Genomic DNA, 22,723 nt, shown 5'->3' with positions numbered 1-22,723 from the left:
TTTTTCTATATCAAAACAGCTCCCGAAACCGTGAAGATTCCGGGAGCATTTGTCAGTTATTATATGAGATATCCTGATCTTTTTGATGTTGACAGCGTTCAAAAAAGCTTTGCGTTAATTCATTCGGAACGAGTGCCTCCGTTTTGAACAGACGTTTTAAGGCGTCCATCATTTGCTTTCCGATTCCTTGATGGCGGTGAGAAGGATTCACGCTGATATGCCGGATTTCAACCTCTGAGTCCTTTTTTTCGACTCCGATCGCTCCGACGATATCTTCATCCTCTTTCCAAAGAAAGAGCTGGCGGCCAGTATCCGTTTCATAGTCCTTTATTGTCTGCTGAAGCTGCTTGAGATCTTTTTCATTCGGCATAAATGACAGAAGACCCATCGCAATCTTTTCAAACGATTTTTTATAACGAATTAACATAAAAACCCCTCTATATCCAAAATGTCCATTCATGTCCTATCAAACGGATACATAAAGGCGATCCGTTTTCTCACATTATATCATTTTCGCCGCGGTTTTAAACGCTTTTCAACAAATTATTCAAATGAACGGTTTAAATTTGCCATTTCAATGGCAGATACTGCGCAATCCGCTCCCTTATTTCCGGCTTTTGTTCCGGCTCGTTCGATGGCCTGCTCAATGGTTTCAGTCGTCACGATGCCGAAGATAACCGGGACGCCCGTCGCCGTTCCCGCCTGGGCGATGCCTTTTGCCGCTTCATTGCAGACATAGTCATAATGCGTTGTCGCTCCTCTGATAACCGTGCCGAGCGTAATGACGGCATCGTATTTTTTCGTTTCCGCCATTTTCTTTGCCGCAAACGGGATTTCAAACGCTCCCGGCACCCAAGCGACGTCAATGTCGTTTGATTCTACACCGTGGCGAAGCAGCGTGTCTTCCGCTCCGCTTAACAGCTTGCTCGTTATAAATTCATTAAATCTGCCGACGACGATTCCGATTTTAAGTCCTGTTCCTACTAGGTTTCCTTGTATGATATTCATATGTTATCCGTCCTTTTTTGTGAGATTTGTTTTTAGAAATGAAGCAGATGTCCAAGTTTTTTCATTTTGGTCTGTAAATACTGCTTGTTATGCTCACTCGCTTCCATTTGAAGCGGCACCCGTTCCGAAATGCTGAGACCGTATCCTTCGAGGCCGGCGATTTTCCGGGGGTTATTGGTTAAAAGTTTCATATGCTGAACCCCTAAGTCGCGGAGAATCTGGGCGCCGATGCCGTAGTTGCGCAGATCAGGCAGAAAGCCGAGCGCTTCGTTCGCTTCAACCGTGTCGTACCCTTGTTCCTGCAATCGGTACGCCTTCAGCTTATTGATTAAACCGATTCCTCTGCCTTCCTGGCGCAAATACAATAGAACGCCGCGGCCTTCTTCAGCAATTTGCGCAAGCGCGGCATGAAGCTGAGGTCCGCAATCACAGCGATGGGATGCAAACACATCGCCCGTCAGGCATTCTGAGTGCACTCTGACAAGAACGGGTTCGCTGTTAAACGGGACATCCCCCATGACAAAGGCGAGATGTTCTTTTCCGTCAACCTCGTTTGTATATCCGTAAACTCTAAACGTGCCGAAGTCAGTCGGCAGCGTAATATCAACTTCTCTGTTCACAAGTGTCGTAATGTTGTAACGGTACTCTATTAAGTCTTTTATCGTAATCATTTTCAGCTGGTGACGTTCGGCGATTTCGGCTAACTCCGGCACTCTGGCCATTGTGCCGTCTTCATTCATAATTTCACAAATGACGCCCGCTCCCTGAGATCCGCAGGCTTTTGCAAGGTCAACGGCTGCTTCCGTATGGCCCGCCCGCTTCAGGACGCCTCCTTTTTTTGCGATTAAGGGGAAAATGTGGCCCGGACGCTGAAAATCGTCAGAGACAGATTCCTCGTTCAACAGCGCCTGAATGGTAAAAGAACGTTCTTGAGCGCTGATGCCCGTTTTTGTCAGCCTGTGGTCAATACTGACCGTAAAGGCGGTCTCATGTGAGTCCGTATTATGATCGACCATCGGGTGAAGATCCAGCCGGCCGGCGATGTCTTCAGACAGCGGCGTGCAGATCAGGCCTCTCCCATGGGTCGCCATAAAATTCACCACTTCAGGCGTGGCATGCTCAGCCAGCGCTACGAAATCTCCTTCGTTTTCTCTGTCTTCATCATCGACAACAATGATGACTTCACCTTTTTTCAGCGCCTCTAACGCCTCTTCTATCGGATGAAACATATCGATCTTCCTTTCTAAAAGCCGTTCTCGCTTAAAAAGGCTTCCGTGATAGTTTGATTGCTTTTCGTTTGTTCTGTTTTGTGCAAAAAGCGGTATAAGTATTTGCCGATCATGTCACACTCAATATTTACGGTCGATCCGACTGTTTTCGTCTGAAAAATCGTTTCTGAGATGGTATGCGGAATGATGGATACCGTCACGCTTTCATCTGATAGACCGAAAATCGTCAGGCTCACGCCGTCTACCGTAATTGAACCTTTCAATACGAGCGTTTTTGTCAATTCCGGCGAAAGTTTTAAATCGTAATAGACCGCGTTGCTTTTTTTCTCGATCCGCGTAATTTCCGCCGTTCCGTCCACATGCCCTGATACAAAGTGGCCGCCGAACCGTCCGTTGGCGGACATCGCTCTTTCCAGGTTTACTTTACTGCCTTTTGACAAGCCGTTCAGCGAAGTGGATTTCACTGTTTCCGGCATGACATCAACCGTAAATTGATTGTCAGAAAATCCGGTTACGGTCAGGCAGATGCCGTTTACCGCAATGCTGTCGCCAAGTTTCACATCACTTGTCACTTTTGAAGCGGCGATGGTTAATGCCATGGAAAGGCCTGTCTTTTTGATTGCTTGGATCGTGCCTGTTTCTTCAACGATTCCTGTAAACATCGTCACCATCCTTTCCATCTTTGGGTATGGCCGTCAGTTTTATATCCGGCCCGATTTGGGTGATTTGTGTGAATTGCAAATGGGGGACATCTTTCATTGATTGAAAACCTTCACCGGAGATCAAGCTGGGAGCAAGCGTTCCTCCGATTAATTTAGGGGCGAAATAGAAATGAAGCTCTTGGAAACAGCCTTCCTTCACAAAACTTCCGTGTACGGATGCTCCGCCTTCCACATAAACGGACATTATTCCGTTTTCAGCGAGAACACTGAGCACCTCAGGGATGTGAATGCGGTCTGTTTCCAGCGGAAAAACTTTTATTCCGAGTGCGGTCAGCCGGTCTTTCTTTTGCACGTCTGCACCTTTGGCCGTAAATATCCATGTCGGCGCAGCGCCGTCAGTGAGCACATTTGCCGTTTCAGGAATGGTCAGCTTTGTATCGAGAATCACTCTGACCGGCTGCTTCACCGCATCAGGAAGCCTGCAGGTCAGGCTCGGATTATCGGCTTTGACTGTGCCTGCTCCGACAAGAATGCTTTGATGCGATTTCCTGTATTGCTGGGCATCAAGCCTTGCCGCCTCTGATGTAATCCATTTGCTGTCACCGGTTTCGGTCGCTGTTTTCCCGTCAAGGCTCGCGGCCGCTTTCAAGGTGACATACGGAAGTCCGGTCCGCATGAAGTGAAGAAACATTTTATTCAGCTCTTCTGCCTGCTGCCTGAGAAGGCCGGTTTTCACTTCGATGCCCGCTGCTTCCAGCATTCCGATGCCTTTTCCGGCTACAAGCGGATTCGGATCTTTCACAGCAATGAACACCCTTTTTATCCCCGACTTTATTATCAGTTCGGCGCATGGCGGTGTTTTTCCGTAATGGCTGCAAGGCTCCAGCGTCACATACAAATCGGCGCCTTTTGCGTGTCTGCCGGCCATATTAATCGCGTGAACCTCGGCATGCGCTTCTCCGTATTGCAAATGGGCGCCCATTCCGACGATCTGTCCGTTTTTGACGACGACAGCGCCGACAAGAGGATTGGACTGTGTCTGTCCTTCACCGCGTCTGGCAAGTTCTATTGCCGTATTCATATAATATTCATCCATTGTTATCCCTCCCTTCTTCCACGCAATTTGGCGTCAAAAAAGCCCCGAATGTTTACACAGTTCGGGGCTTTGCCAGTTTTAATCCATAGGAAATAAGACTATACAGTAAGTTTATTTTTTGCATAGCTTCTCTCATCCTTCTCCCATCCAGACTTTCACTGTCGGCTTCAGCTTTTCACTGAATCCACCGTATACAGATGCATACGGGTCACGGGCTGTAAAGCGCAAAGCGCCTTATTACCGCCGGTCGGGATTTTCACCCAGCCCCGAAGGATACAATCAATATTTTTTTGTCCTTATCCGCTATTATAACATCCTTTGCGGCAGGCGCAATGAATTTGCACCTCATTATTCAGAAAAATAAAAAGCGCCCTTTTCCCATAAAAGGCGTCTTTATTTATTCGTTCACTTTGACGACCTTCAATAAGCCGTCAATCCGGTTTGATTTGCTGAAATACGCTTTAATCTTATCACCTTTTTGCACATCGGAGAGATCCTGCTTCAGCTTGTCGCCGTTAAAAATAATTTTTGTGCCGTTCGCTGCCGTACCGTGGTACTCAGTTCCTTCGATTTTCGTAATTTTATATGTTTTGACTGTATATTCTTCTTTTTCCTGGGACAGGGTTTGTCCGATTGCAGTCGGCACGTCTTTCAGTTCAATATCGTTTATGACCATATAACCGCCCGCTAATAACAGCAGCAGTACAAGTAAAATGGCTGCTTTTGTTTTAATTCTTCCCATTTTTCTACCTCCAGCCCGTATCAATCTATTCATTACTATGTCATATTCCTTTTTTTCATGAATAGAAAACCGTTCTTCCCTGCGTGAGTTATTCATATAACGTTTCATAAAGGGAAGATGTTTCATGTATCTGTAAAACTTTCTATCTATTAAATAGATATACGAATTTATGTTCTGTTTTTGAGGGTGGAGAGATAAATTTATATAAAAAAAGCAGTTTTCTCATGAAGAAAACTGCCTGTACGGTTTATTTCGTCTTGCGAATTTCGTTAAACGGGAAGAAGACGAATTTTGATGTGCCCGCTATTTGTTTTTTCGTAAAAAGACCGAGGCCGTTGCGGCTGTCCATAGATTCTCTGCGGTTATCACCCATGACGAAATATTTGTCGTCCGGCACTTTCACCGGGCCGAAGTCTTCTGTCAGCCGGTCATAGCCGTCTTGCTTCGCCTTGTGCTTATTTGCCGCTAAATACGGTTCGGACACTTTTTTGCCGTTGATATACAGCTGATCGTTTTTCATTTGCACCGTGTCGCCGGGAAGTCCGATAATCCGTTTGACATAGTGCTCATTTTCTCCGTTCAGCACGACGATCTGGCCGCGTTTGAAGTCGCTTATGTATTTGACCGTCATATTGACAAAGATTCTCTCGCGGTCATGCAGCGTCGGATCCATTGATCTACCATCAACGAGATAAGGGGCAAATAAAAAGTTTCGGATGAGCAGTGCCAGAACGACAGCGATGATAATGGCTTTCGCCCAATCAAGTACGGCGCTTTTTTTAGAAGTTTTTTCTTTTTCTGATTTCAAGTGATTTCCTCCCATTAGCCATGGTCATTTTTATTTTACCATGAATCCCTGCACAGAGGGCAAATAAGCCCCGCACCCCATCCCTTTTTTTCATTTTATAAGCCGGATCTGCTGATTTTACGGTATTTCACGAAGCTTCCGATCCGCCAAATGCACAAATACACAAAAGCAAGCTCCATCGTTAAAACGGCGAATTCCGCCGCGTCAATGCTTTTGAAATATTGGCTGAGTGCGATACGGATCGCAATAATCGCGATAATGACATATTTAAAGTTTTTATTCCGCTTGGAGTAGACAAAGCCGTCTTCCCGGATTTCATAGGCAGTTTGCGACAGCATGATGACACCGAATACCGCGCCTAACAGTCCGGCGATGGCGAGCTCCCAAAGAGCGGGAAAATGAAACGGCTTTCCCGGGATATTCATGAGCTGGCTGATACTGAATGTGAAAATGACGGCGATAATCAAAAGCGGGAGAATGATGCCTAAGCCGCCGCCTTTAATCGGCCTGTTTCCCTTTTTTACCCTGAACCAAATCATAAGTGCGAGAATGATAATGACAAATAAAACGGTTGCCAATTGAACCAACGTTTCTACCTCTTTTCATTGTTGTAATCGGTCTTTTTCACTATACCAGAATGATCACCGATGTTCATATATGTATTTTTTCATGATTTACACATGAGAATTTTCATATACATAAAAAAAACCCGCCTGAAAAAGGCGGGTTTTCCGTCATTATCCTTCTACACGGATTTCTTTCATTTTGTCTCCGTTAGACATGTTTTTCGCATGCTCTAAACCGCTTGTCACTTTTCCGAATACAGTATGAACGCCGTTTAAATGCGGCTGCGGCTCATGTACGATGAAGAATTGGCTTGAACCCGTGTCTTTACCGGCATGCGCCATTGATAAAGAACCGGCTTCGTGTTTATGCGGATTGCCTTCTGTTTCACATTTGATCGTTTTTCCGCTTCCGCCCATGCCTGTCCCAGTCGGATCTCCGCCTTGGCTGACAAAGCCCGGAATCACGCGGTGGAAAATAACGCCGTCATAAAAGCCCGTATTCGCCAGATTTTCAAAGTTAGCGACTGTATTAGGCGCTTCATTCGGATAAAGTTCAAATTCGATTCTGCTGCCGTTTTCCATTTCGATGTAACCAGTTTTCATTCTCATTCCTACTTCCGTATTGTTTTTTGTCAAAGCCTTCTTTAATATGAATTTCAATTGTAAGCCGGCTTTCTTTTTGATATTCTTTTGAAGGAAGAGGCCTCTGCTCTTCTTTTCGCGGCTATTATACCACACCTTCAGCCGGAAAACGAATCTCCCCGCTTCCGCAGAAAGAAAATGAAACCAGAACAGCTTCACAGCCGTCTATGTATCGGAACTGCTTCACGCAGGTCCTCACAAACCGCTTCAAAACGGCATTTGTGAAAAGAAGGAGGTTAACCGCTTTGAAAAAAATGTGGATTGGATTGCTGGCGGCGGCCGTTGTATTGTGCACAATACCGAAAATCAGCCTGGCCGATGCCGCAGTCGGAGATGTCATCGTCACGCTGGGGGCGGATCTGTCAAACGAAAACCGTCAGAAAGTGCTTGACGAATTAAATGTCCCTGATAACGCGACAAAAGTGACGGTCACAAATAAAGAAGAACATGAATATCTGGGAAAATATATATCGAATGCCCAAATCGGCACAAGAGCCATCTCTTCGTCATCCATTACGGTGGCAAAGAAAGGGTCCGGGCTTGACGTTAAGACCCATAATATCGATTCCATTACGGATGAAATGTACTTAAACGCCCTGATGACAGCAGGAGTGAAAGATGCGAAAGTATACGTGACGGCGCCGTTTGAGGTATCAGGCACCGCAGCATTAACGGGAATCATCAAGGCATATGAAGTCTCATCAGACAAAGCGATTTCAGAAGATGTAAAACAGGTCGCCAACCAAGAGCTTGTCACCACTTCAAATCTCGGGGATAAAATCGGGGATAAAAACGCCTCCGCGCTTATCGCAAACATTAAAGATGATTTCGCGAAAAACGGTGTGCCCGATACAAAAGAAGGAATCGAGAAAAAGGTCGATGATGCGGCTTCAAACCTTAACATTACACTGACTGACGCTCAAAAAGACCAGCTCGTTTCATTGTTTAATAAAATGAAAAATGCAAAGATTGATTGGGGCCAAGTCGGCAGCCAGCTCGATAAGGCAAAAGACAAAATCACGAAGTTCATTCAATCCGATGAAGGCAAAAGCTTTGTTCAAAAAGTTATTGATTTCTTCGCTTCGATTTGGAATGCGATCGTGTCTGTATTTACAGGAGACAGCGGATCAAGTTCTGACAGCTGAACGCAAAAAGAGACCGGACGCCATTGTTCCGGTCTCTTTTTTATTTATTGTTTGACCCCCGTCTTAAACGGCAGATCCAGTTTTACAATGTCTTCATAAGTTTCTCTTCTAATGACAAGATGCGCTTCGCCGTCTTCCACAAAAACGACGGCGGGACGCGGAATACGGTTGTAGTTGTTAGCCATGCTGTATCCGTACGCTCCCGTGCAGAAAACGGCGAGAAGATCGCCTTCTTTCACTTCCGGAAGGTCTATATCCCAAATGAGCATATCCCCGCTTTCACAGCACTTACCCGCGATGGATACCGTTTTATCGTGGTGTTCTCCGATTCTGTTTGCCGATACGGCTTCATATTTCGCCTGATACAGCGCAGGACGGATATTATCGCTCATGCCCCCGTCAACCGCTGCATATTTACGGGTGCCGGGCACTTCTTTTTGCGAACCGATGGTATAAAGCGTCGTTCCGGCATCTCCGACGAGCGAGCGTCCCGGTTCAATCCAGATCTCCGGAATGTCAAAAGCGTGCAGCGCTGCGTTTTCTTTTACCGCTTCGATAATTTTTTCCACATAAACGGCGGGATGAAGGGGTTCATCCTCTTCCGTGTAGCGGATGCCGAAGCCCCCCCCTAAATTCAGCACTTCAGAGACAAAGCCGAATGATTCTCTCCATTCATTGAGTTTTGCAAAGATTTTTTCTGCGGCCAGCACAAAGCCCGCCGTATCAAAAATTTGCGATCCGATGTGGCAGTGAACGCCGAGAAGGCGGATATGGTCTGACTGCAATACTTGTTCAATCGCCTTTTCTATTTGCCCGTTATGCAGATCAAAACCGAATTTGGAATCTTCCTGCCCCGTTGTAATATAATCATGCGTATGGGCCTCTACCCCCGGAGTGATCCGGAGAAGCACATCCATTGTGCGCCCTGATTTGCGGCACAGTTCCGCGAGTAAGGATATTTCATAAAAATTATCAACGACGATGCAGCCGATTTGATGATCGAGCGCCATTTTCAACTCTTCTTTGCTTTTGTTGTTGCCGTGAAAATGAATCCTGTCAGCCGGAAAACCAGCCGCAACCGCCGTAAACAGCTCTCCGCCGGATACAACGTCCAATGAGAGCCCCTCCTGCTCAGCGAGCTGTATCATCGCAACGGAAGAAAACGCCTTGCTCGCGTACGCGACCTGCGCCTTTAAATCCGCGTCAATGAATGCCTGTTTAAAGCTTTTAGCGCGCTCACGTATTAAAGCCACATCGTAAACATAAAGAGGCGTGCCGTAATGCTCCGCTAAATACAGCGCGTCCACACCTCCGATTTCCAAATGACCTAGTTTGTTTTGTCTGCTTGTGCCATGTAAGAACAATGCTCATTCCCTCTTTCTGATCCGCCTATGGGTGAAAAGGACAGCTTCTTTTGAGCTGTCCTTATACAAGTCCCGTATAAGTTAAGACATACAATATCATAATCTTCTGTCGGTTTCAATGCGATTATGAACCGCTTGGCTGTCTTTGACGGTCTTTCGGGTGAACAATGCTCGGTCTGACTTTCGCTCCCGGCACTGTCGTCCGGACGAGCACCTGCCACAGCGCCTTGCCGTTAAACGGTAAAAACGGCCATAAATACGGCGTATGAAACGAACGGATATTCGCCATTATGATCAGCAGCAATGTAAAGCCTATCACAAAGCCTTTCACTTGGAAAATGGCCACGAGCACCATTAAGATGAGGCGTATCATTTTATTGGCGAGGCTGAGCTCATAGCTCGGCGTGGTAAATGATCCGATGGCGGCGATCGATACGTACAGAATCACTTCTGCTGAAAACAGCCCCACCGCTATGGCGATTTGACCGATCAGCACCGCCGCAATCAGACCCATGGCGGTGGATAAAGCGGTCGGCGTATGGATCGCGGCCATTCTGAGAAACTCAATCCCCAAATCGGCTAAAAAGATTTGCAGAATGATCGGGATGTGCGTATTTTTATTTAAACCGATAAAATCCAATCTTTCAGGCAGAAGAGACGGTTCGAGAACAAAGAGAAACCAGATCGGAAGCAGAACCGTTGAAGCGATAATACCGAAGAACCTGATCCATCTTAAAAATGTTCCCACTGAAGGCGCCTGCCTGTATTCTTCCGCATGCTGAACATGGTGAAAAATCGTTGTCGGCGTTATGATCACGCTCGGTGACGTATCAACGACGATGATGACGTGCCCTTCCAAAATGTGATTGGCGGCCACATCCGGCCGCTCCGTGTATCTGACCATCGGAAACGGGTTGTAGCCCTGTTTGACGATGAATTCTTCCACTGTTTTATCAGACATCGTCAATCCGTCAATGTCAATCGCATTCACTTCGTTTTCGACGATGCTGACAAGGTCCGGGTCCGCGATGTCTTCTATATACACAATGGCAAGATCGGTCTTAGAGCGCTCGCCGACTTTCGTAATTTTGACGCGGAGCCTTTCGTCCCTGATTCGTCTTCTGATCAATGCTGTATTAATGACGATATTTTCGATAAAACCGTCTCTTGCCCCGCGGACGACCTTTTCCGTATCCGGTTCTTCCGGTGTGCGTCCGGGGTAACTTCTGACGTCAACGATAAAGGCGAAGCCCGCGTCTTCAACGATAACGGCCACAAGTCCGGAAAGCACTTGATCTGTTGCTTCGTCGAGCGTTTTGACTTTTTGGACCTGCTGATTGACAAGCCTGTTTTCAACAACGTCAATCGCTTCATCCGCATTCTCATCATAATTATTGACGTCGACGAGCTGTTCCATTAAATGAATGATAAACAAAGTATCGGTTAATCCGTTGACAAAGTAAATCTGGACTTCCCGGTCTAATACTCGAACTTTGCGGACGCCGACATCATAGCTCGTTCCCATACCGACGCGGTCTTTAAAAAATTGTTCATTTTTTCTAGGATCCCGGTATACCTTGATCATGTTTTCCGGTTTTTCCGGCATGACTTTCGCTCCTTTCTAAAATGAATTCGACCGCCTTCATCGTAATCGGCGAGCCTTTGGATATGTCATCTTTTCTCCCCATCTTTCCTATGTCGCCGATGCCCACAATGAGAGGAACGTCCAATTTATCCAGACAATACACCGTATCTCCGTTCATTCTGTGCTCGTCCATTTCTCTCATTCCGGTTTTATCGACGCCATACTCCGTCACTTCTCCATCACGGTCAATGGAGACATCGACTTTCGTCCATTCAGCCTGATGGGTCTTAGAAGCGACCGCAATCACCCCCAGCACTTCAATGTCCTGATGTGAGGCGACATATTTCAGCGCCGTTTCGCCCGGCCCTTCCCCTTGCAGGCCTGAATCGTCAAACATGACAAACACCGGGTCATTCGGCGCGGCTTTAATCAGCTGAACAAGTTCGGGGCCGCTTCTGGTTGACGGATTGCCCTTTGATTGGGAAATACACCGCCCGCCTGCTTTTTCCGCGGCATATTCAATTGTTTTGGCGGCGTATACGTCCCCGTCTGTCACAAGAATGACCTTCCGTTTCGTCATCAGGCATTATCCTTTCGGTTTAAAAATAATGGCTACAAGAAATGCGAATAAAATCGCTGAAGATATACCGGCGGAAGTAAGTTCAAAAATCCCCATGGCGATCCCGATAAATCCATGCTCGTGAGCTTGATGCATGGCGCCGTGCAATAAGCTGTGACCGAAGCTGACAATGGGAACCGTCGCGCCCGCACCTGCAAATTCGATAAATTTGTCATATATTCCGAACCCATCCAACAAAGCGCCGATGACGACAAAAGTTGTCATCACATGGGCGGGTGTCAGTTTAAAAATGTCGAGCAGCAGCTGACCGATAATGCATATGATTCCCCCGCAAACAAAAGCCAACAGATATTCCATTTATGATGCACCTCCCGCCCGCTCAAATACCACACCGTGCGCGATGGTCGGAATGGTTTCTTTCTGCTGGATCATTGTCGGACTTAAAAGCGCTCCTGTCGCGACAACGAGCACCCTGTTCAGAGCCCCTGATTTTAATTGATTAAAAATATGTGTGTACGTAACAAGCGCGGAGCAGGCGCAGCCGCTTCCGCCCGCAAACACCTGCTGGTCCGGCGTATAGATGAGAAGACCGCAGTCATCGTGTTTCGTTCCGGCGGGATAGCCTTCTTCTTTGAGCAAATCTTTCACGATCGGCGAGCCGACGCCTGAAAGGTCTCCCGTTAAAATCAGATCATAATCATCCGCCGTGCGGTTTAAGTCCTGCAAGTGCTGTTTGATTGTGTCGGCGGCAGCGGGCGCCATGGCGGATCCCATATCGAACGGGTCCGTAATCCCGAGGTCGCTTACTTTTCCCACTGTTGCGCTTGTAATCTTGATATCAGAAGGGTTTTGGCTGATGATGACCGCCCCGCCCCCCGTGACCGTTGAAGTGGCGGTATCCGGTTTTTGCCCGCCATACTCCGTCGGATTGCGGAATTGCCGTTCTGCCGTCGCGTTATGGCTGCTCGTGGCTGCGATCGCCCGGTTCGCAAAACCGCCGTCAATGAGCGCGGATGCGACGGCAATCGTTTCCATTGATGTCGAACAGGCGCCGAACAGACAGAGGAACGGAATTTTCAGATGTCTGGCGACGTAGTTGGCGGTCACATTTTGATTTAAAAGATCCCCCGCGAGTAACAAATCAATATCGCTCTTTTTCAAATTCTGTTTTTGCAAAGCTGAGTTGATGGCATCTTCCATTAACTGACGTTCCGCCATTTCCCAGTTTTTCTGATTGCAATGCATTTCATCGTATGTCTTATCAAACAGCGAACCGAGCGGGCCGTCTTTTTCTTTCGGTCCGGCTGCCGTCCCCGCCGCATTTACAAATAACGGGTTTTCAAACACCCAGGTTTGCTTTCCGGTTAATTTCATTTTTTCTCCTCCTACGAAAACAGTTTTTCACAAGCAAACCGTATCAGGCCTACGATATAGGCTGCCACGACGCCGAATACAATGACGTTTCCCGCCAATTTAAACATGTTTGTCGCTACTCCGAGCACGAGTCCTTCACTTCTGTGTTCCAGAGCCGCGCTTGTCATACTGTTTGCAAAACCCGTCACCGGCACGGCTGAACCCGCTCCGGCAAACTGCCCGAGTCTGTCATAAATGCCGAATCCGGTCAAAAGGGCGGAAATTAAAATAAGAGTGGCGGCCGTCGGGTTGCCCGCTGTTTTTTCATTAAAATTAAAAAAGTGGATGTAAAAATCTTGAAGAGCCTGTCCGATCAGACAGATCAAACCGCCGATCAGAAAGGCTTTGACGCAATTCCAAACATATGGCGGTTTCGGCTGATAGTCTTTCACTTTTGTTTTGTAATTTTCTTTTAAGTTTGTCACGTCGGTTCCTCCTTATGAATGATGGATAAAATACAGCCAATGAAATAAAGAGCCGGCTATTTTGCCGAACACAATGGCCATCAGCAATATAATGATTTTGCTGCCGAAGCCGATCCGTTTGGCAAGAATGGGAAGCACATTCAGCACTTCTGTAAGCGCGGCGGCCAGCATGCCGATAAACATGCCGGCCAAAAGCCCGACCGGAACGGCCAGCCATTCAGATAAAAAAAAATGATTCATATTTAAGGTTTCCCAGCCGCCGAACACAGCTCCTGAAATAACAGCTCCTTCGTAGGCCTGTACAAAGCGCATTGTTTTTGTCAGCTGCATAAGGCGGGGGACGATTCCCATAACGGTTAAAAAAGCCACAAAGCCCGCGCCCACGGTCAGCCCTCCGCCAAGCCCGACAAATATAACGAAAAGAATGCTAACGATCATGCAGATCTTTCATCGTCTCTTCATTTTCGTGCATTGCGACATAATGATCGAGATCAAGCTGATAATTAAACATCTCGACTTCCAGCGGGCTTGGCTCTTCATTCAGGCGTTTTTTGAAGATGTGATTAAAAAAGACGATCATACCGAGACCGAGGCCGATGCTGTATGGAATCTGAAGCAGATACGGGTATTCATTCCGTTCGCCCGTTATGATTTCATATAAGGCGATATGAACTTCTCTCATACTGACATCTTCATGAAAATTCATAATGGCAAGACATGAACCGATAAAAAGCAGGAGCCAGACACCGACGAATAAAACGGCTGACAGCTGCTTTTTCTGGTAATGGATTTCCACTATCGTTTCAGCGCCGCCGACGGCCTGTACATCAAGCGCGGGAAAAGCGGTATGAATGGTTTTCAGCACTTTTATGATGTCCAGCACGACGATATTTTTGTCTTTTTTCGTGACCTTATACAGCGGCAGTGCCGACAGTTTTTTTTTCAGCTTTTGCTGTCCCGCAATCTGCGCGGCGTCGCCGACTGTGATGATATCTCCGGTATGAGCCTTCACGCGGTGGCGAAGTCTGAGAAATATTCGTCTTTCCATCTTGCATCACCATCTTTCGGGTGGTTATATATGTAGTATGTGGTTCACTTTTGTTCTCATTCATCAGCGGCAAAAGACCATAAATTACCACCGATGCACAAATAAAAAAAGCCGGCCCGTAAAAGGTCAGCTTTCCGTATGATCCATCTGCACTTTAATCTGCTTTAATATTTTTTTCTCCAGCCTCGATACCTGGACTTGGGAAATCCCGAGCCGTTCGGCTACTTCCGACTGTGTCTGATCTTTATAATATCTCAGATAGACAATGAGTTTTTCCCGTTCTTCCAAATCACTGATCGCTTCCTTGAGGGCGATTTTGTCAAACCACTTCTCTTCTGAATGATCGGCGATCTGATCAAGCAGGGTGATCGGGTCTCCGTCATTTTCATACACGGTCTCATGAATGGATGAAGGCGCCCGCACCGCTTCCTGCGCAAGCACCACATCCTCCGCATCAATTTCTAAATGATCCGCGATTTCCTGGACGGTCGGCACTCTTCCGTATGTTTTTGACAGTTCATCTTTCGCCCGGCGTATTTTATTGCCGAGCTCTTTTAAAGATCTTGATACTTTGACGGTTCCGTCATCACGGATGAAGCGCTGGATTTCTCCGATAATCATCGGCACGGCATAAGTTGAAAAACGGACATCATAGGACAAATCGAATTTATCAACGGATTTTAATAATCCGATACAGCCGATCTGAAACAGATCGTCCGGCTCATAGCCTCTGTTTAAAAACCTTTGAACGACGGACCACACAAGACGCATGTTTTTTTCTATGAGGAGGTCTCTTGCCTGCTGGTCGCCCTCTTGGCTCTTTTTGATTAATTCTTTGACTTCATGGTCCTTGAGCTGCGCGTTTTTGCTGTTTTTCTTAACCTCCACATCCATAACAAATCTCCTTAATTACAAAGCGCTTTGCTTTTTGATAGGTGTTTTGTTAAGCGTATCGTCGTTCCCATCTCCGGCGAGGAATCAATCGTGACATCATCCATAAAGTTTTCCATAATGGTAAAGCCCATTCCGGAGCGCTCAAGCTCGGGTTTTGTCGTAAAGAGCGGCTGGCGCGCTTCCTCAAGATCCGTGATCCCGAGGCCTTCGTCACGTATGGTCAGATAGACGACATGATCCTCCAGCGTAACGGAGATGTACACCTTTCCGTCGCAGTTTTCTTCATAGCCGTGGATGATTGCGTTTGTTACCGCTTCTGATACGACGGTCTTGATTTCCGTCAGCTCATCCATCGTCGGGTCGAGCTGCGCGATAAAAGAAGCAACCGTTACGCGCGCAAACGATTCGTTCTGACTGAGGGCTGAAAATTCAAGATGCATCTCGTTTTTCATGATGCCACCCCCAACGTTAAAAGCGCTTTTTGTTCCGATTGTTCGAACCTGATGATTTTAAACAGGCCGGACATGTCAAACAGACGTCTCACCGCTGGCGAAATCGCGCACACGACCATTTCTCCGCCGAGCTGTTTAATTTGTTTATAACGCCCTAAAATCACGCCGAGGCCGGAGCTGTCCATGAAGGTAAGATCTTCAAGGTTCAGCACAATGTGACGGATGCTGTCAGCCTCCAGCGATTCAGTAACCTTTTGTTTTAATGATTCTGCCGTATGATGGTCGAGTTCACCTGTTAATCGAATACAAAGCACGGATTCTTTGACATGAAAGTCAATTCCAAGGCTCATGCTCATTCCTCCTTGATATGATCGGATAATGAGTGTTTCGATTTTCGGGAAAGCAATTCCTTCACTATGACAAAACTAGTGCCCGTTCGCCACGATTATTTAAATTTTGTCCAATCTCCCATCGTCCGCTTCAGAAAAGTGAGAAAACCCGCTTTTTCCATGTCGTCTTTTGCCGTGACCGGGCTTTCAACGAGCACCTTTCCGTCTTTTTTCAGAACGAGGCTGCCGAGCACCTCTCCTTTTTTAACCGGAGCCGTTACATTGCCGTTGATTTTCACTTCTTTTTTTACTTTGTCCATGTTCTCTCCCTTTTTGGCCAGAAGAGAAATCGGCTCAGATGTGGTCAGCTTGATCAGTTTCTGTTTTCCTTTTTTCACTTTTACCGTTCCGACGATTTGATTCCGTTTGTACAGCGGGTGTGTTTTGAACTGGCTGAAGGCGTAATCAAGCATTTTGGTCACTTGGGCGTTTCTTTCTTTCGGGGTGCTGGCTCCGAAAACGACAGCAATGACCCTCATATTCCCTTTTTTAGCGGTGGCGGTTAAACAATACTTCGCTTCGCCTGTAAAGCCCGTCTTCACGCCGTCTACACCCGGGTAAAATTTGATCAGCCGGTTTGTATTGACGAGCCAGAACTTTTTGTCTGTATTTTCTCTTAAATAATCCTCATACGTTCCCGTAAATTGAGTGATTTTATCGTACTTTAATAATTCCTTCGCCATTTTCGCCATGTCATAAGCAGAGCTGTAATGGTCTTTTTCAGGCAGTCCTGTCGGGTTTTTGAAGGAGGTATCTTTCAATCCCAATTCTTTTGCTTTTTTGTTCATCCGGCTGACGAAATCCTCTTCTGAACCGGCGATATACTCCGCCATTGCGACAGATGCGTCATTTCCGGAAGCTATCGCAATTCCTTTGAGCATTTCTTTTACCGTCATTTCTTCTCCGGGTTCAAGGAAAATCTGTGATCCGCCCATGGACGCGGCGTGTTCACTCGTCCTGACTTTATCGCTCATCTTTATTTTCCCTTTGTCAAGCGCTTCCATGATTAAAAGCATGGTCATGATTTTTGTCATGCTTGCCGGCGCCAGACGCTCCCGGCTGTTCTTGTTATAAAGAATGCTTCCCGTATCGCGTTCAATCAGCACGGCGCTTTTGGCTTCATGAGCGAGCTCCGATGTATGTTTTCCGTCCGGCTTTGCAAAAGCGGACGGTGCTGATGCCGTTAATAAAATGCCAATCAACAAAGTGGATATAAGACGTTTCATCTCCAAAGCCCTCCATTTCATAATCCTTTTTATTTTTTCCAAATCCGGTGGTTTTATACGCCTCATCTGGAAAATGTTTCGTGTTGAGGGCACAAAAAAACAGCTGCTTCCGAAGAAACAGCTGACTTATGCTGACTTATTTTTGAGATCGTGCGACTACGGCTTTGACAAGCTTCAAAAAGCCGCCTTTTACTTTTTCCGTCATTTCCATTACTTCTTCATGAGATAACGGCTGGTCAAGAATACCCGCCGCCGCGTTGGAAATGCATGAGATGCCGAGCACGCGCATCCCCGCGTGGTTGGCGACGATGACTTCCGGCACGGTCGACATGCCGACAGCGTCAGACCCCATCGTTCTTAAAAACCGAACCTCAGCAGGTGTTTCGTAAGACGGCCCCGTAACAGCTGTATACACACCTTTTTGAACAGGAATGCCCAGCTCATCGGCCGTTTTTTCAGCCAAGCTTGACAGCTCTTTGTCATAGGCTTCTGACATGTCCGGGAATCTCGCTCCGAATTCAGCTTCGTTCGGCCCGATTAACGGGTTGGTGCCTGTAAAGTTGATATGGTCTGTAATAATCATCAGATCGCCGGCGCGGAATTCAGTGTTGATACCGCCGGCTGCATTCGTCACGACGAGAGATTCAACGCCGAGCGCTTTCATCACGCGGACTGGAAATGTGACCTGATCCATTGAGTAGCCTTCATAGTAATGAAAGCGGCCCTGCATCGCGATGACCTGCACGCCTTCAAGCGTTCCCATCACAAGCTGGCCGGCATGGCCTTCTACCGTTGAGACCGGAAAATCAGGGATCGTTTCATATGTAAGCTTGACAGCTCCTTCAATTTCATCGGCCAATACGCCGAGCCCTGACCCTAAAATCAGACCGATCTTTGGTGTTTCTTTCACGTGTTCTTTAATAAATGCAGCAGCACGTTCGATCTTTTGTTTCAAAAAAAGTCCCCCTACTGTAATCTTGATAAAAAGCTTTTTCCGTATTCCGGCTTTTCCGTTTTAAAATTATCGGCAATAGTTGCGCCGATATCGGCAAATGTATCCGCAAGCGGCAGCTGTTCTGTATGTTTGTGCTTTTTGCTGTAAACAAGAAGCGGCACATACTCCCGCGTGTGATCCGTGCCGTGATGGACAGGATCATTGCCGTGATCCGCAGTGATGATCAAAAGATCGTCTTCTTTCATTTTTTCAAACACTTCCGGAAGCCTCGCGTCGAATTCCTCAAGCGCTTTTCCGTACCCTTCCGGATCGCGGCGGTGTCCGTACAGCGCGTCGAAATCAACGAGGTTGGCAAAGCTCAGGCCCGTAAACTCTTCACCGAGCGTTTCAATCACTTTGTCCATGCCATCCATATTAGATACCGTGCGGCGGGAAGATGTAATGCCTTCTCCGTCATAAATATCAGAAATTTTGCCGATGGAAATGACGTCTAATCCGCTGTCTTTCATTCCGTTCATTACCGTGCGGCCGAACGGTTTGAGCGCATAATCATGACGGTTCGGCGTGCGTTTGAAGCTGCCCGGTTCTCCGACGAACGGTCTTGCGATAATCCGGCCGACCATGTACTTCGGATCAAGCGTCAGTTCTCTGGCCGTTTCACAGATGCTGTACAGCTCTTCCAGCGGAACGACATCTTCGTGAGCCGCAATCTGCAGCACGGAATCTGCTGATGTATAAACGATCAGCGCACCCGTTTCCATATGTTCTTTTCCGAGCTCGTCCAGAATCGCCGTGCCTGAAGCCGGCTTATTTCCGATGATTTTCCGTCCTGAACGCCGCTCAAGTTCCTGAAGAAGTTCATCCGGGAATCCTTCCGGGAACACTTTAAACGGTTTTTCAATGTAGAGGCCCATAATCTCCCAGTGCCCCGTCATCGTATCTTTCCCGTTTGACGCCTCCTGCATTTTTCCGTAGTACGCAAGAGGGTGCTCCGTTTTTTCCACGCCCTTAATGTCTCCGATCAGTCCGAGACCGAGCTGCGCCATATGGGGCATATGTAAGCCGTTCATGTGCTCTGCGATATGTCCGAGCGTATTTGCGCCTATATCATTAAAATCGGCGGCGTCCGGCGCTTCACCGATTCCGACAGAATCCATTACAATTAAAAATACCCGGTTATATTTGTATTCAGACATCATAAAAGCCTCCTTTTCTTCCATCTGTCCATTGTAGCTTACAGAGGTCAGACAACTCAAGTATAAACCGTTTACATTCTTGTTGACAATGCCGATTCAAATAATTAGAACCTTCTCTGTATTCCGCCAATCCGGCAAAAAAAGCCGCGGCCCCTCTGGCAGCGGCTCCTAAGCGCGCGGATGATACTGTTTGTACACGTCCTTCAGCCTTGTTTTCGTCACATGCGTATAAATTTGCGTCGTGGAAATATCGGCATGTCCGAGCATCTCCTGCACGGCGCGCAGATCCGCGCCGTTTTCGAGCAGGTGCGTTGCAAAAGAGTGCCGGAGCGTGTGCGGTGTCAGCTCTTTTTTAATCCCCGCTTCAAGGGCGATTTTTTTCAGGTTTTTCCAGAATCCCTGACGGCTGATCTGCCTGCCGTGATGATTCAGAAAAAGCGCTTCGGTTACGTTTTTCTTTAATAATTTCCCTCTGGCTTTTTCAATGTATGCTTCTATCGCATGGGAAGCGGCTTCACCAATCGGCACAATCCGCTCTTTCCGCCCTTTTCCGAAGCAGCGGACGAATCCCATCGTCAAATGGACGTCGGATAATTTCAGCTCGATCATCTCGCTGACCCGGATGCCGGTTGCGTACAGCAGTTCAAGCATGGCTTTATCCCTGAGACCGAACGGGCTGTCAAGCTTAGGCGTGTCCAATAACCGCTCAACTTCGTGAAGCGCCAATACTTTCGGAAGCGTCCGCTCTGTTTTTTGTGTTTCAATATGTACCGAAGGATCTTTATCCGCGGCTTTTTCCCTTAACAGAAATTGATGAAAAGACCGGATCGACGCCAAATGCCTGGCAGACGTCTTGCCGGATTTCCCGGAGTCCTTTATATGCTTTAAATATTGAATAATATGAAGACGGGTCACATCATTCCATGAAGTGATCTGAAGGGTTTCAGTTAAGAAGAGAGAATAACTTTTCAGATCACGCTCATAGGACATCATCGTATTTTGGGCCAGCCCTCTTTCAACCCTCACATAATGGATGAAATCCTTAATTTGATCCTTCACTCTTGATCTACTCCCCGTTTTGGTAAAAAAAGATCAATCGGCCGAACCAGCCGTCTTTCTCCTCATGTTCCGTTTTGGCCACTTTGACGGCGGAGCCTTCCGGTTTATCGTACCGATGATAGTTTTCATACTCTGAATTCACCCATATCATAGCATAATAGAACAGCGCGGTAAAACCTGTGAACAGAATAAACACTTTGATCGTATCCGCGGCTGTTTTCAGGAATCTGCCCATCTTTCGATCGACCCTTTCTTTTGGCGGCTGTTAGTACACCTTATGCCAATTTCAAAGGCTTTTATACATAAAAACAGCAAAAAACCCTTTCCTGGAAGAAAAGGTTCATAGGCTTTTACTCTGTTTCATCCCCGCGGCAGCGGTGGCAGATTCCGTGAAAAGTCAATCTATGATCTTTAATTTTAAATTTCCAATCACGTTCAATCACTTCTTCAACGTCTTCAAGCAGATCTTCTTCAATTTCATCGACGGCTCCGCACTCCATGCAGACCAAATGGTGATGAAAGTGAGCCGCGCCTTCTTTGCGAAGGTCGTAGCGGGATACGCCGTCCCCGAAGTTAATTTTATCAACGACTTTTAATTCTGTTAATAATTCTAATGTACGGTATACTGTAGCGAGACCAATTTCAGGAGATTTCTCTTTTACGAGGAGGTATACATCTTCTGCGCTTAAATGGTCTTCTTCGTTTTCAAGCAGCACTCTTACCGTTGCTTCCCGCTGTGGCGTAAGCTTGTAGCTTGACGAGTGCAGCTGCTTTTTAATTCGATCAATACGGTTTTCCATGTCTTTCCCTCCTACGCCGCATTCCATGACTCATTATAACAAAATACGCGCAGAGTTCCAACTATAATTATTATAAACTGATAAATAAAAGTATTATTTTGTGATAATTATTCTAAAATATGCGTGAAGACAGCTTTTCCATAAACAGCGGAGACACGTACGCTTCGAGCAGTGAAGCGATGACCGAGAAGAAAACGATGAGAATCAGTACGAAGGCGTAGCGTCCGAACCATTGGATCGGCGCGTCATGAAGGCTGCGTTTGACAAACAGCTGCCGGATCAGTTTCAGTGAAAAAGCGATGGAGCATGTCCCCATGATAAGATATGCCGGAATGAGAACGACGTTTTGCGGCAGAACCGAAATAAATGACAGGAAAAACCCGTTCATTCCCATTTGATTCACTAAAAAACCGACCGTGAAGCCGACGACGATTCCTTTTAAAAACACCATAATGAAAATAACCGGAAGACCGATTACGGAAATACCGAGAATCCACATCAGCCCCAAATATTTTACATCATGAAAGACGGCCTGCCAAAACATTTCTGAAGCGCCGGCATGTTTTCCGTCAGACAGCTGTCCGAAAAACTTGCTTAAATAGTAATACAAATCTTCTTTCTGCGTGATGGTCATGCTGTTGACGATGATCGCCCCGAAAATGACCCCCATCAAAAACAAGACGAACACAAATATATAAAGTGACAGATGATCCTTTACATGGCGAAAAAACAGTTCTTTGTACGATTGTTTTCTCATACCGCTTTCCTCCCGCTAATCTATTGACTTGATTTAGTAGATTGTATGTAAGAAAAGAGAAAACATGACAGAGAAATCATAGAAAGGCGCGAGATTCGGGCATAAAAAAAGAACCCCCGTCATCACTCCGGTGATCATAGGGGTTCCTTTTTTTATGCTTTATTCTTTCAAGCCTGTCTTTTTTGGTTTTCGTCACTCTTTCATGGGTGCTGAAAGACGGCGCCGTCCCCCTTGACAAGACTGCGTCACGCATCCCGTTTCTTCTGAGATGCATCCGCATTTTTTTCGTTTTGCTCTTCGCCATGTGCCAATCGCTCCTTTTTGCCTTTTCTTTATCATAACAAAAAAATCCCGATGTGTTCATGAATACGGCTCATGTTTCGACCGGTAAGCGCGCAGAGACGTTTTGGCAGATGAATAGCTCCCCATGGCGGCGTATCCGTAAAAAAATCCCATGAAAATCCCCGCATACACGTGTTCATGGTGACCGAAAACGATAGACACAACATTTCCGGCAGCAAGGGCAATCGTGGGAACGAATATGCCCGGAACCCGGCAGAACACTTTGATCAGCTGTGTAACGCATAAGACGACCGGCACGCCGATCACAGCATCCCAAATATTTGTATGGATTAGCGGAAAATAATCCACATTGACACCTCTTTATTCCGTCTTTTGCTAT

30 protein-coding genes and 1 riboswitch are annotated in these 22,723 nt (G+C 46.7%); of the genes, 1 reads left to right on the top strand and 29 read right to left on the bottom strand.

Annotated features, from left to right (window positions below; genetic code table 11):
• Positions 1–52 precede the first annotated feature (52 nt).
• The 9 genes from ribT to AC2CGA_RS00280 all read right to left on the bottom strand — a co-directional run bounded on the left by ribT (position 53) and on the right by AC2CGA_RS00280 (position 6,714).
• Positions 53–427, bottom strand: coding sequence for a GNAT family N-acetyltransferase RibT (ribT, locus tag AC2CGA_RS00320; protein ID WP_003153373.1), 375 nt, complete (start codon positions 425–427; stop codon positions 53–55).
• A gap of 116 nt (positions 428–543) precedes the next feature.
• The gene (gene ribH / locus AC2CGA_RS00315; RefSeq protein ID WP_003153372.1) at positions 544–1,008 is read right to left on the bottom strand and encodes a 6,7-dimethyl-8-ribityllumazine synthase; all 465 of its coding nucleotides are present in this window, start codon (positions 1,006–1,008) and stop codon (positions 544–546) included.
• 32 nt (positions 1,009–1,040) lie between these two features.
• On the bottom strand, positions 1,041–2,237 hold the full coding sequence (locus tag AC2CGA_RS00310) for a bifunctional 3,4-dihydroxy-2-butanone-4-phosphate synthase/GTP cyclohydrolase II (RefSeq protein WP_003153371.1): 1,197 nt from the start codon (positions 2,235–2,237) through the stop codon (positions 1,041–1,043).
• Positions 2,238–2,251: 14 nt separating this feature from the next.
• Positions 2,252–2,899: a riboflavin synthase gene (gene ribE / locus AC2CGA_RS00305; protein ID WP_003153370.1), complete on the bottom strand. Its 648-nt coding sequence runs from the start codon at positions 2,897–2,899 to the stop codon at positions 2,252–2,254.
• Positions 2,880–3,995, bottom strand: a complete 1,116-nt coding sequence (gene ribD, locus AC2CGA_RS00300) for a bifunctional diaminohydroxyphosphoribosylaminopyrimidine deaminase/5-amino-6-(5-phosphoribosylamino)uracil reductase RibD (RefSeq protein ID WP_014305330.1) — start codon at positions 3,993–3,995, stop codon at positions 2,880–2,882. Before ribD ends, ribE begins: the two co-directional genes overlap by 20 nt.
• Positions 3,996–4,126: 131 nt before the next feature.
• A riboswitch (FMN riboswitch) is annotated at positions 4,127–4,273 on the bottom strand.
• Positions 4,274–4,392: 119 nt separating this feature from the next.
• Complete coding sequence (locus AC2CGA_RS00295) at positions 4,393–4,737, bottom strand: hypothetical protein (RefSeq protein WP_057080508.1); 345 nt, start codon at positions 4,735–4,737, stop codon at positions 4,393–4,395.
• A 247-nt stretch (positions 4,738–4,984) separates the two neighbouring features.
• Positions 4,985–5,560, bottom strand: coding sequence for a signal peptidase I (gene lepB, locus AC2CGA_RS00290; RefSeq protein WP_032861567.1), 576 nt, complete (start codon positions 5,558–5,560; stop codon positions 4,985–4,987).
• Between the two features lie 80 nt (positions 5,561–5,640).
• On the bottom strand, positions 5,641–6,132 hold the full coding sequence (locus AC2CGA_RS00285; protein WP_003153364.1) for a CcdC protein domain-containing protein: 492 nt from the start codon (positions 6,130–6,132) through the stop codon (positions 5,641–5,643).
• A 150-nt stretch (positions 6,133–6,282) separates the two neighbouring features.
• A complete protein-coding gene (locus tag AC2CGA_RS00280; protein ID WP_003153363.1) occupies positions 6,283–6,714 on the bottom strand; it encodes a peptidylprolyl isomerase in 432 nt (143 codons plus the stop codon).
• A gap of 284 nt (positions 6,715–6,998) precedes the next feature.
• Here AC2CGA_RS00280 and AC2CGA_RS00275 point away from each other — a divergent pair, with 284 nt between their 5' ends.
• Entirely contained in the window at positions 6,999–7,898 is a 900-nt protein-coding gene (locus tag AC2CGA_RS00275) for a DUF1002 domain-containing protein (RefSeq protein WP_003153362.1), read from the top strand.
• Between the two features lie 44 nt (positions 7,899–7,942).
• Here the strand turns inward: AC2CGA_RS00275 and lysA are convergent, their stop codons facing one another.
• The 20 genes from lysA to AC2CGA_RS00175 form a co-directional block, all read right to left on the bottom strand.
• Positions 7,943–9,262 (bottom strand): diaminopimelate decarboxylase, encoded by a 1,320-nt coding sequence (gene lysA / locus AC2CGA_RS00270; protein WP_014305333.1) that lies wholly within the window; start codon positions 9,260–9,262, stop codon positions 7,943–7,945.
• Positions 9,263–9,386: 124 nt separating this feature from the next.
• Positions 9,387–10,868, bottom strand: coding sequence for a spore germination protein (locus AC2CGA_RS00265; protein ID WP_003153360.1), 1,482 nt, complete (start codon positions 10,866–10,868; stop codon positions 9,387–9,389).
• The gene (spoVAEA, locus tag AC2CGA_RS00260) at positions 10,822–11,430 is read right to left on the bottom strand and encodes a stage V sporulation protein SpoVABEA (RefSeq protein WP_024085547.1); all 609 of its coding nucleotides are present in this window, start codon (positions 11,428–11,430) and stop codon (positions 10,822–10,824) included. Before spoVAEA ends, AC2CGA_RS00265 begins: the two co-directional genes overlap by 47 nt.
• 3 nt (positions 11,431–11,433) lie before the next feature.
• On the bottom strand, positions 11,434–11,784 hold the full coding sequence (gene spoVAE, locus AC2CGA_RS00255; protein ID WP_003153356.1) for a stage V sporulation protein AE: 351 nt from the start codon (positions 11,782–11,784) through the stop codon (positions 11,434–11,436).
• Complete coding sequence (gene spoVAD, locus AC2CGA_RS00250; RefSeq protein ID WP_003153355.1) at positions 11,785–12,801, bottom strand: stage V sporulation protein AD; 1,017 nt, start codon at positions 12,799–12,801, stop codon at positions 11,785–11,787.
• Positions 12,802–12,812: 11 nt separating this feature from the next.
• Positions 12,813–13,265, bottom strand: coding sequence for a stage V sporulation protein AC (spoVAC, locus tag AC2CGA_RS00245; RefSeq protein ID WP_003153353.1), 453 nt, complete (start codon positions 13,263–13,265; stop codon positions 12,813–12,815).
• Between the two features lie 12 nt (positions 13,266–13,277).
• On the bottom strand, positions 13,278–13,703 hold the full coding sequence (locus tag AC2CGA_RS00240) for a stage V sporulation protein AB (protein WP_003153350.1): 426 nt from the start codon (positions 13,701–13,703) through the stop codon (positions 13,278–13,280).
• Positions 13,693–14,313, bottom strand: a complete 621-nt coding sequence (locus tag AC2CGA_RS00235) for a stage V sporulation protein AA (protein WP_014305337.1) — start codon at positions 14,311–14,313, stop codon at positions 13,693–13,695. Before AC2CGA_RS00235 ends, AC2CGA_RS00240 begins: the two co-directional genes overlap by 11 nt.
• A 126-nt stretch (positions 14,314–14,439) precedes the next feature.
• Positions 14,440–15,207: an RNA polymerase sporulation sigma factor SigF gene (gene sigF / locus AC2CGA_RS00230; protein WP_003153348.1), complete on the bottom strand. Its 768-nt coding sequence runs from the start codon at positions 15,205–15,207 to the stop codon at positions 14,440–14,442.
• 11 nt (positions 15,208–15,218) lie between these two features.
• Complete coding sequence (spoIIAB, locus tag AC2CGA_RS00225; RefSeq protein ID WP_003153347.1) at positions 15,219–15,659, bottom strand: anti-sigma F factor; 441 nt, start codon at positions 15,657–15,659, stop codon at positions 15,219–15,221.
• The gene (spoIIAA, locus tag AC2CGA_RS00220; protein WP_003153343.1) at positions 15,656–16,009 is read right to left on the bottom strand and encodes an anti-sigma F factor antagonist; all 354 of its coding nucleotides are present in this window, start codon (positions 16,007–16,009) and stop codon (positions 15,656–15,658) included. Before spoIIAA ends, spoIIAB begins: the two co-directional genes overlap by 4 nt.
• 95 nt (positions 16,010–16,104) lie before the next feature.
• Positions 16,105–17,274, bottom strand: coding sequence for a D-alanyl-D-alanine carboxypeptidase family protein (locus AC2CGA_RS00215; RefSeq protein WP_003153342.1), 1,170 nt, complete (start codon positions 17,272–17,274; stop codon positions 16,105–16,107).
• A 136-nt stretch (positions 17,275–17,410) separates the two neighbouring features.
• Positions 17,411–18,229 (bottom strand): purine-nucleoside phosphorylase, encoded by an 819-nt coding sequence (locus AC2CGA_RS00210; RefSeq protein ID WP_003153340.1) that lies wholly within the window; start codon positions 18,227–18,229, stop codon positions 17,411–17,413.
• Positions 18,230–18,240: 11 nt separating this feature from the next.
• A complete protein-coding gene (gene deoB, locus AC2CGA_RS00205) occupies positions 18,241–19,425 on the bottom strand; it encodes a phosphopentomutase (protein ID WP_003153338.1) in 1,185 nt (394 codons plus the stop codon).
• 168 nt (positions 19,426–19,593) lie between these two features.
• Entirely contained in the window at positions 19,594–20,484 is an 891-nt protein-coding gene (gene xerD / locus AC2CGA_RS00200; protein WP_003153334.1) for a site-specific tyrosine recombinase XerD, read from the bottom strand.
• A 7-nt stretch (positions 20,485–20,491) separates the two neighbouring features.
• Complete coding sequence (locus AC2CGA_RS00195) at positions 20,492–20,719, bottom strand: YqzK family protein (RefSeq protein WP_003153331.1); 228 nt, start codon at positions 20,717–20,719, stop codon at positions 20,492–20,494.
• A gap of 115 nt (positions 20,720–20,834) precedes the next feature.
• A complete protein-coding gene (gene fur, locus AC2CGA_RS00190) occupies positions 20,835–21,284 on the bottom strand; it encodes a ferric iron uptake transcriptional regulator (RefSeq protein WP_003153330.1) in 450 nt (149 codons plus the stop codon).
• A gap of 112 nt (positions 21,285–21,396) precedes the next feature.
• Positions 21,397–22,041 (bottom strand): stage II sporulation protein M, encoded by a 645-nt coding sequence (spoIIM, locus tag AC2CGA_RS00185; RefSeq protein WP_003153328.1) that lies wholly within the window; start codon positions 22,039–22,041, stop codon positions 21,397–21,399.
• Between the two features lie 76 nt (positions 22,042–22,117).
• On the bottom strand, positions 22,118–22,345 hold the full coding sequence (locus AC2CGA_RS00180; protein WP_139885582.1) for a hypothetical protein: 228 nt from the start codon (positions 22,343–22,345) through the stop codon (positions 22,118–22,120).
• A 56-nt stretch (positions 22,346–22,401) separates the two neighbouring features.
• Positions 22,402–22,692, bottom strand: a complete 291-nt coding sequence (locus AC2CGA_RS00175) for a hypothetical protein (protein ID WP_003153325.1) — start codon at positions 22,690–22,692, stop codon at positions 22,402–22,404.
• Between the last annotated feature and the right edge of the window lie 31 nt (positions 22,693–22,723).

The sequence above is a fragment of the Bacillus sp. SYZHCR11 genome (assembly GCF_057196865.1).
This window is presented reverse-complemented; position numbering and strand designations above follow the sequence as displayed.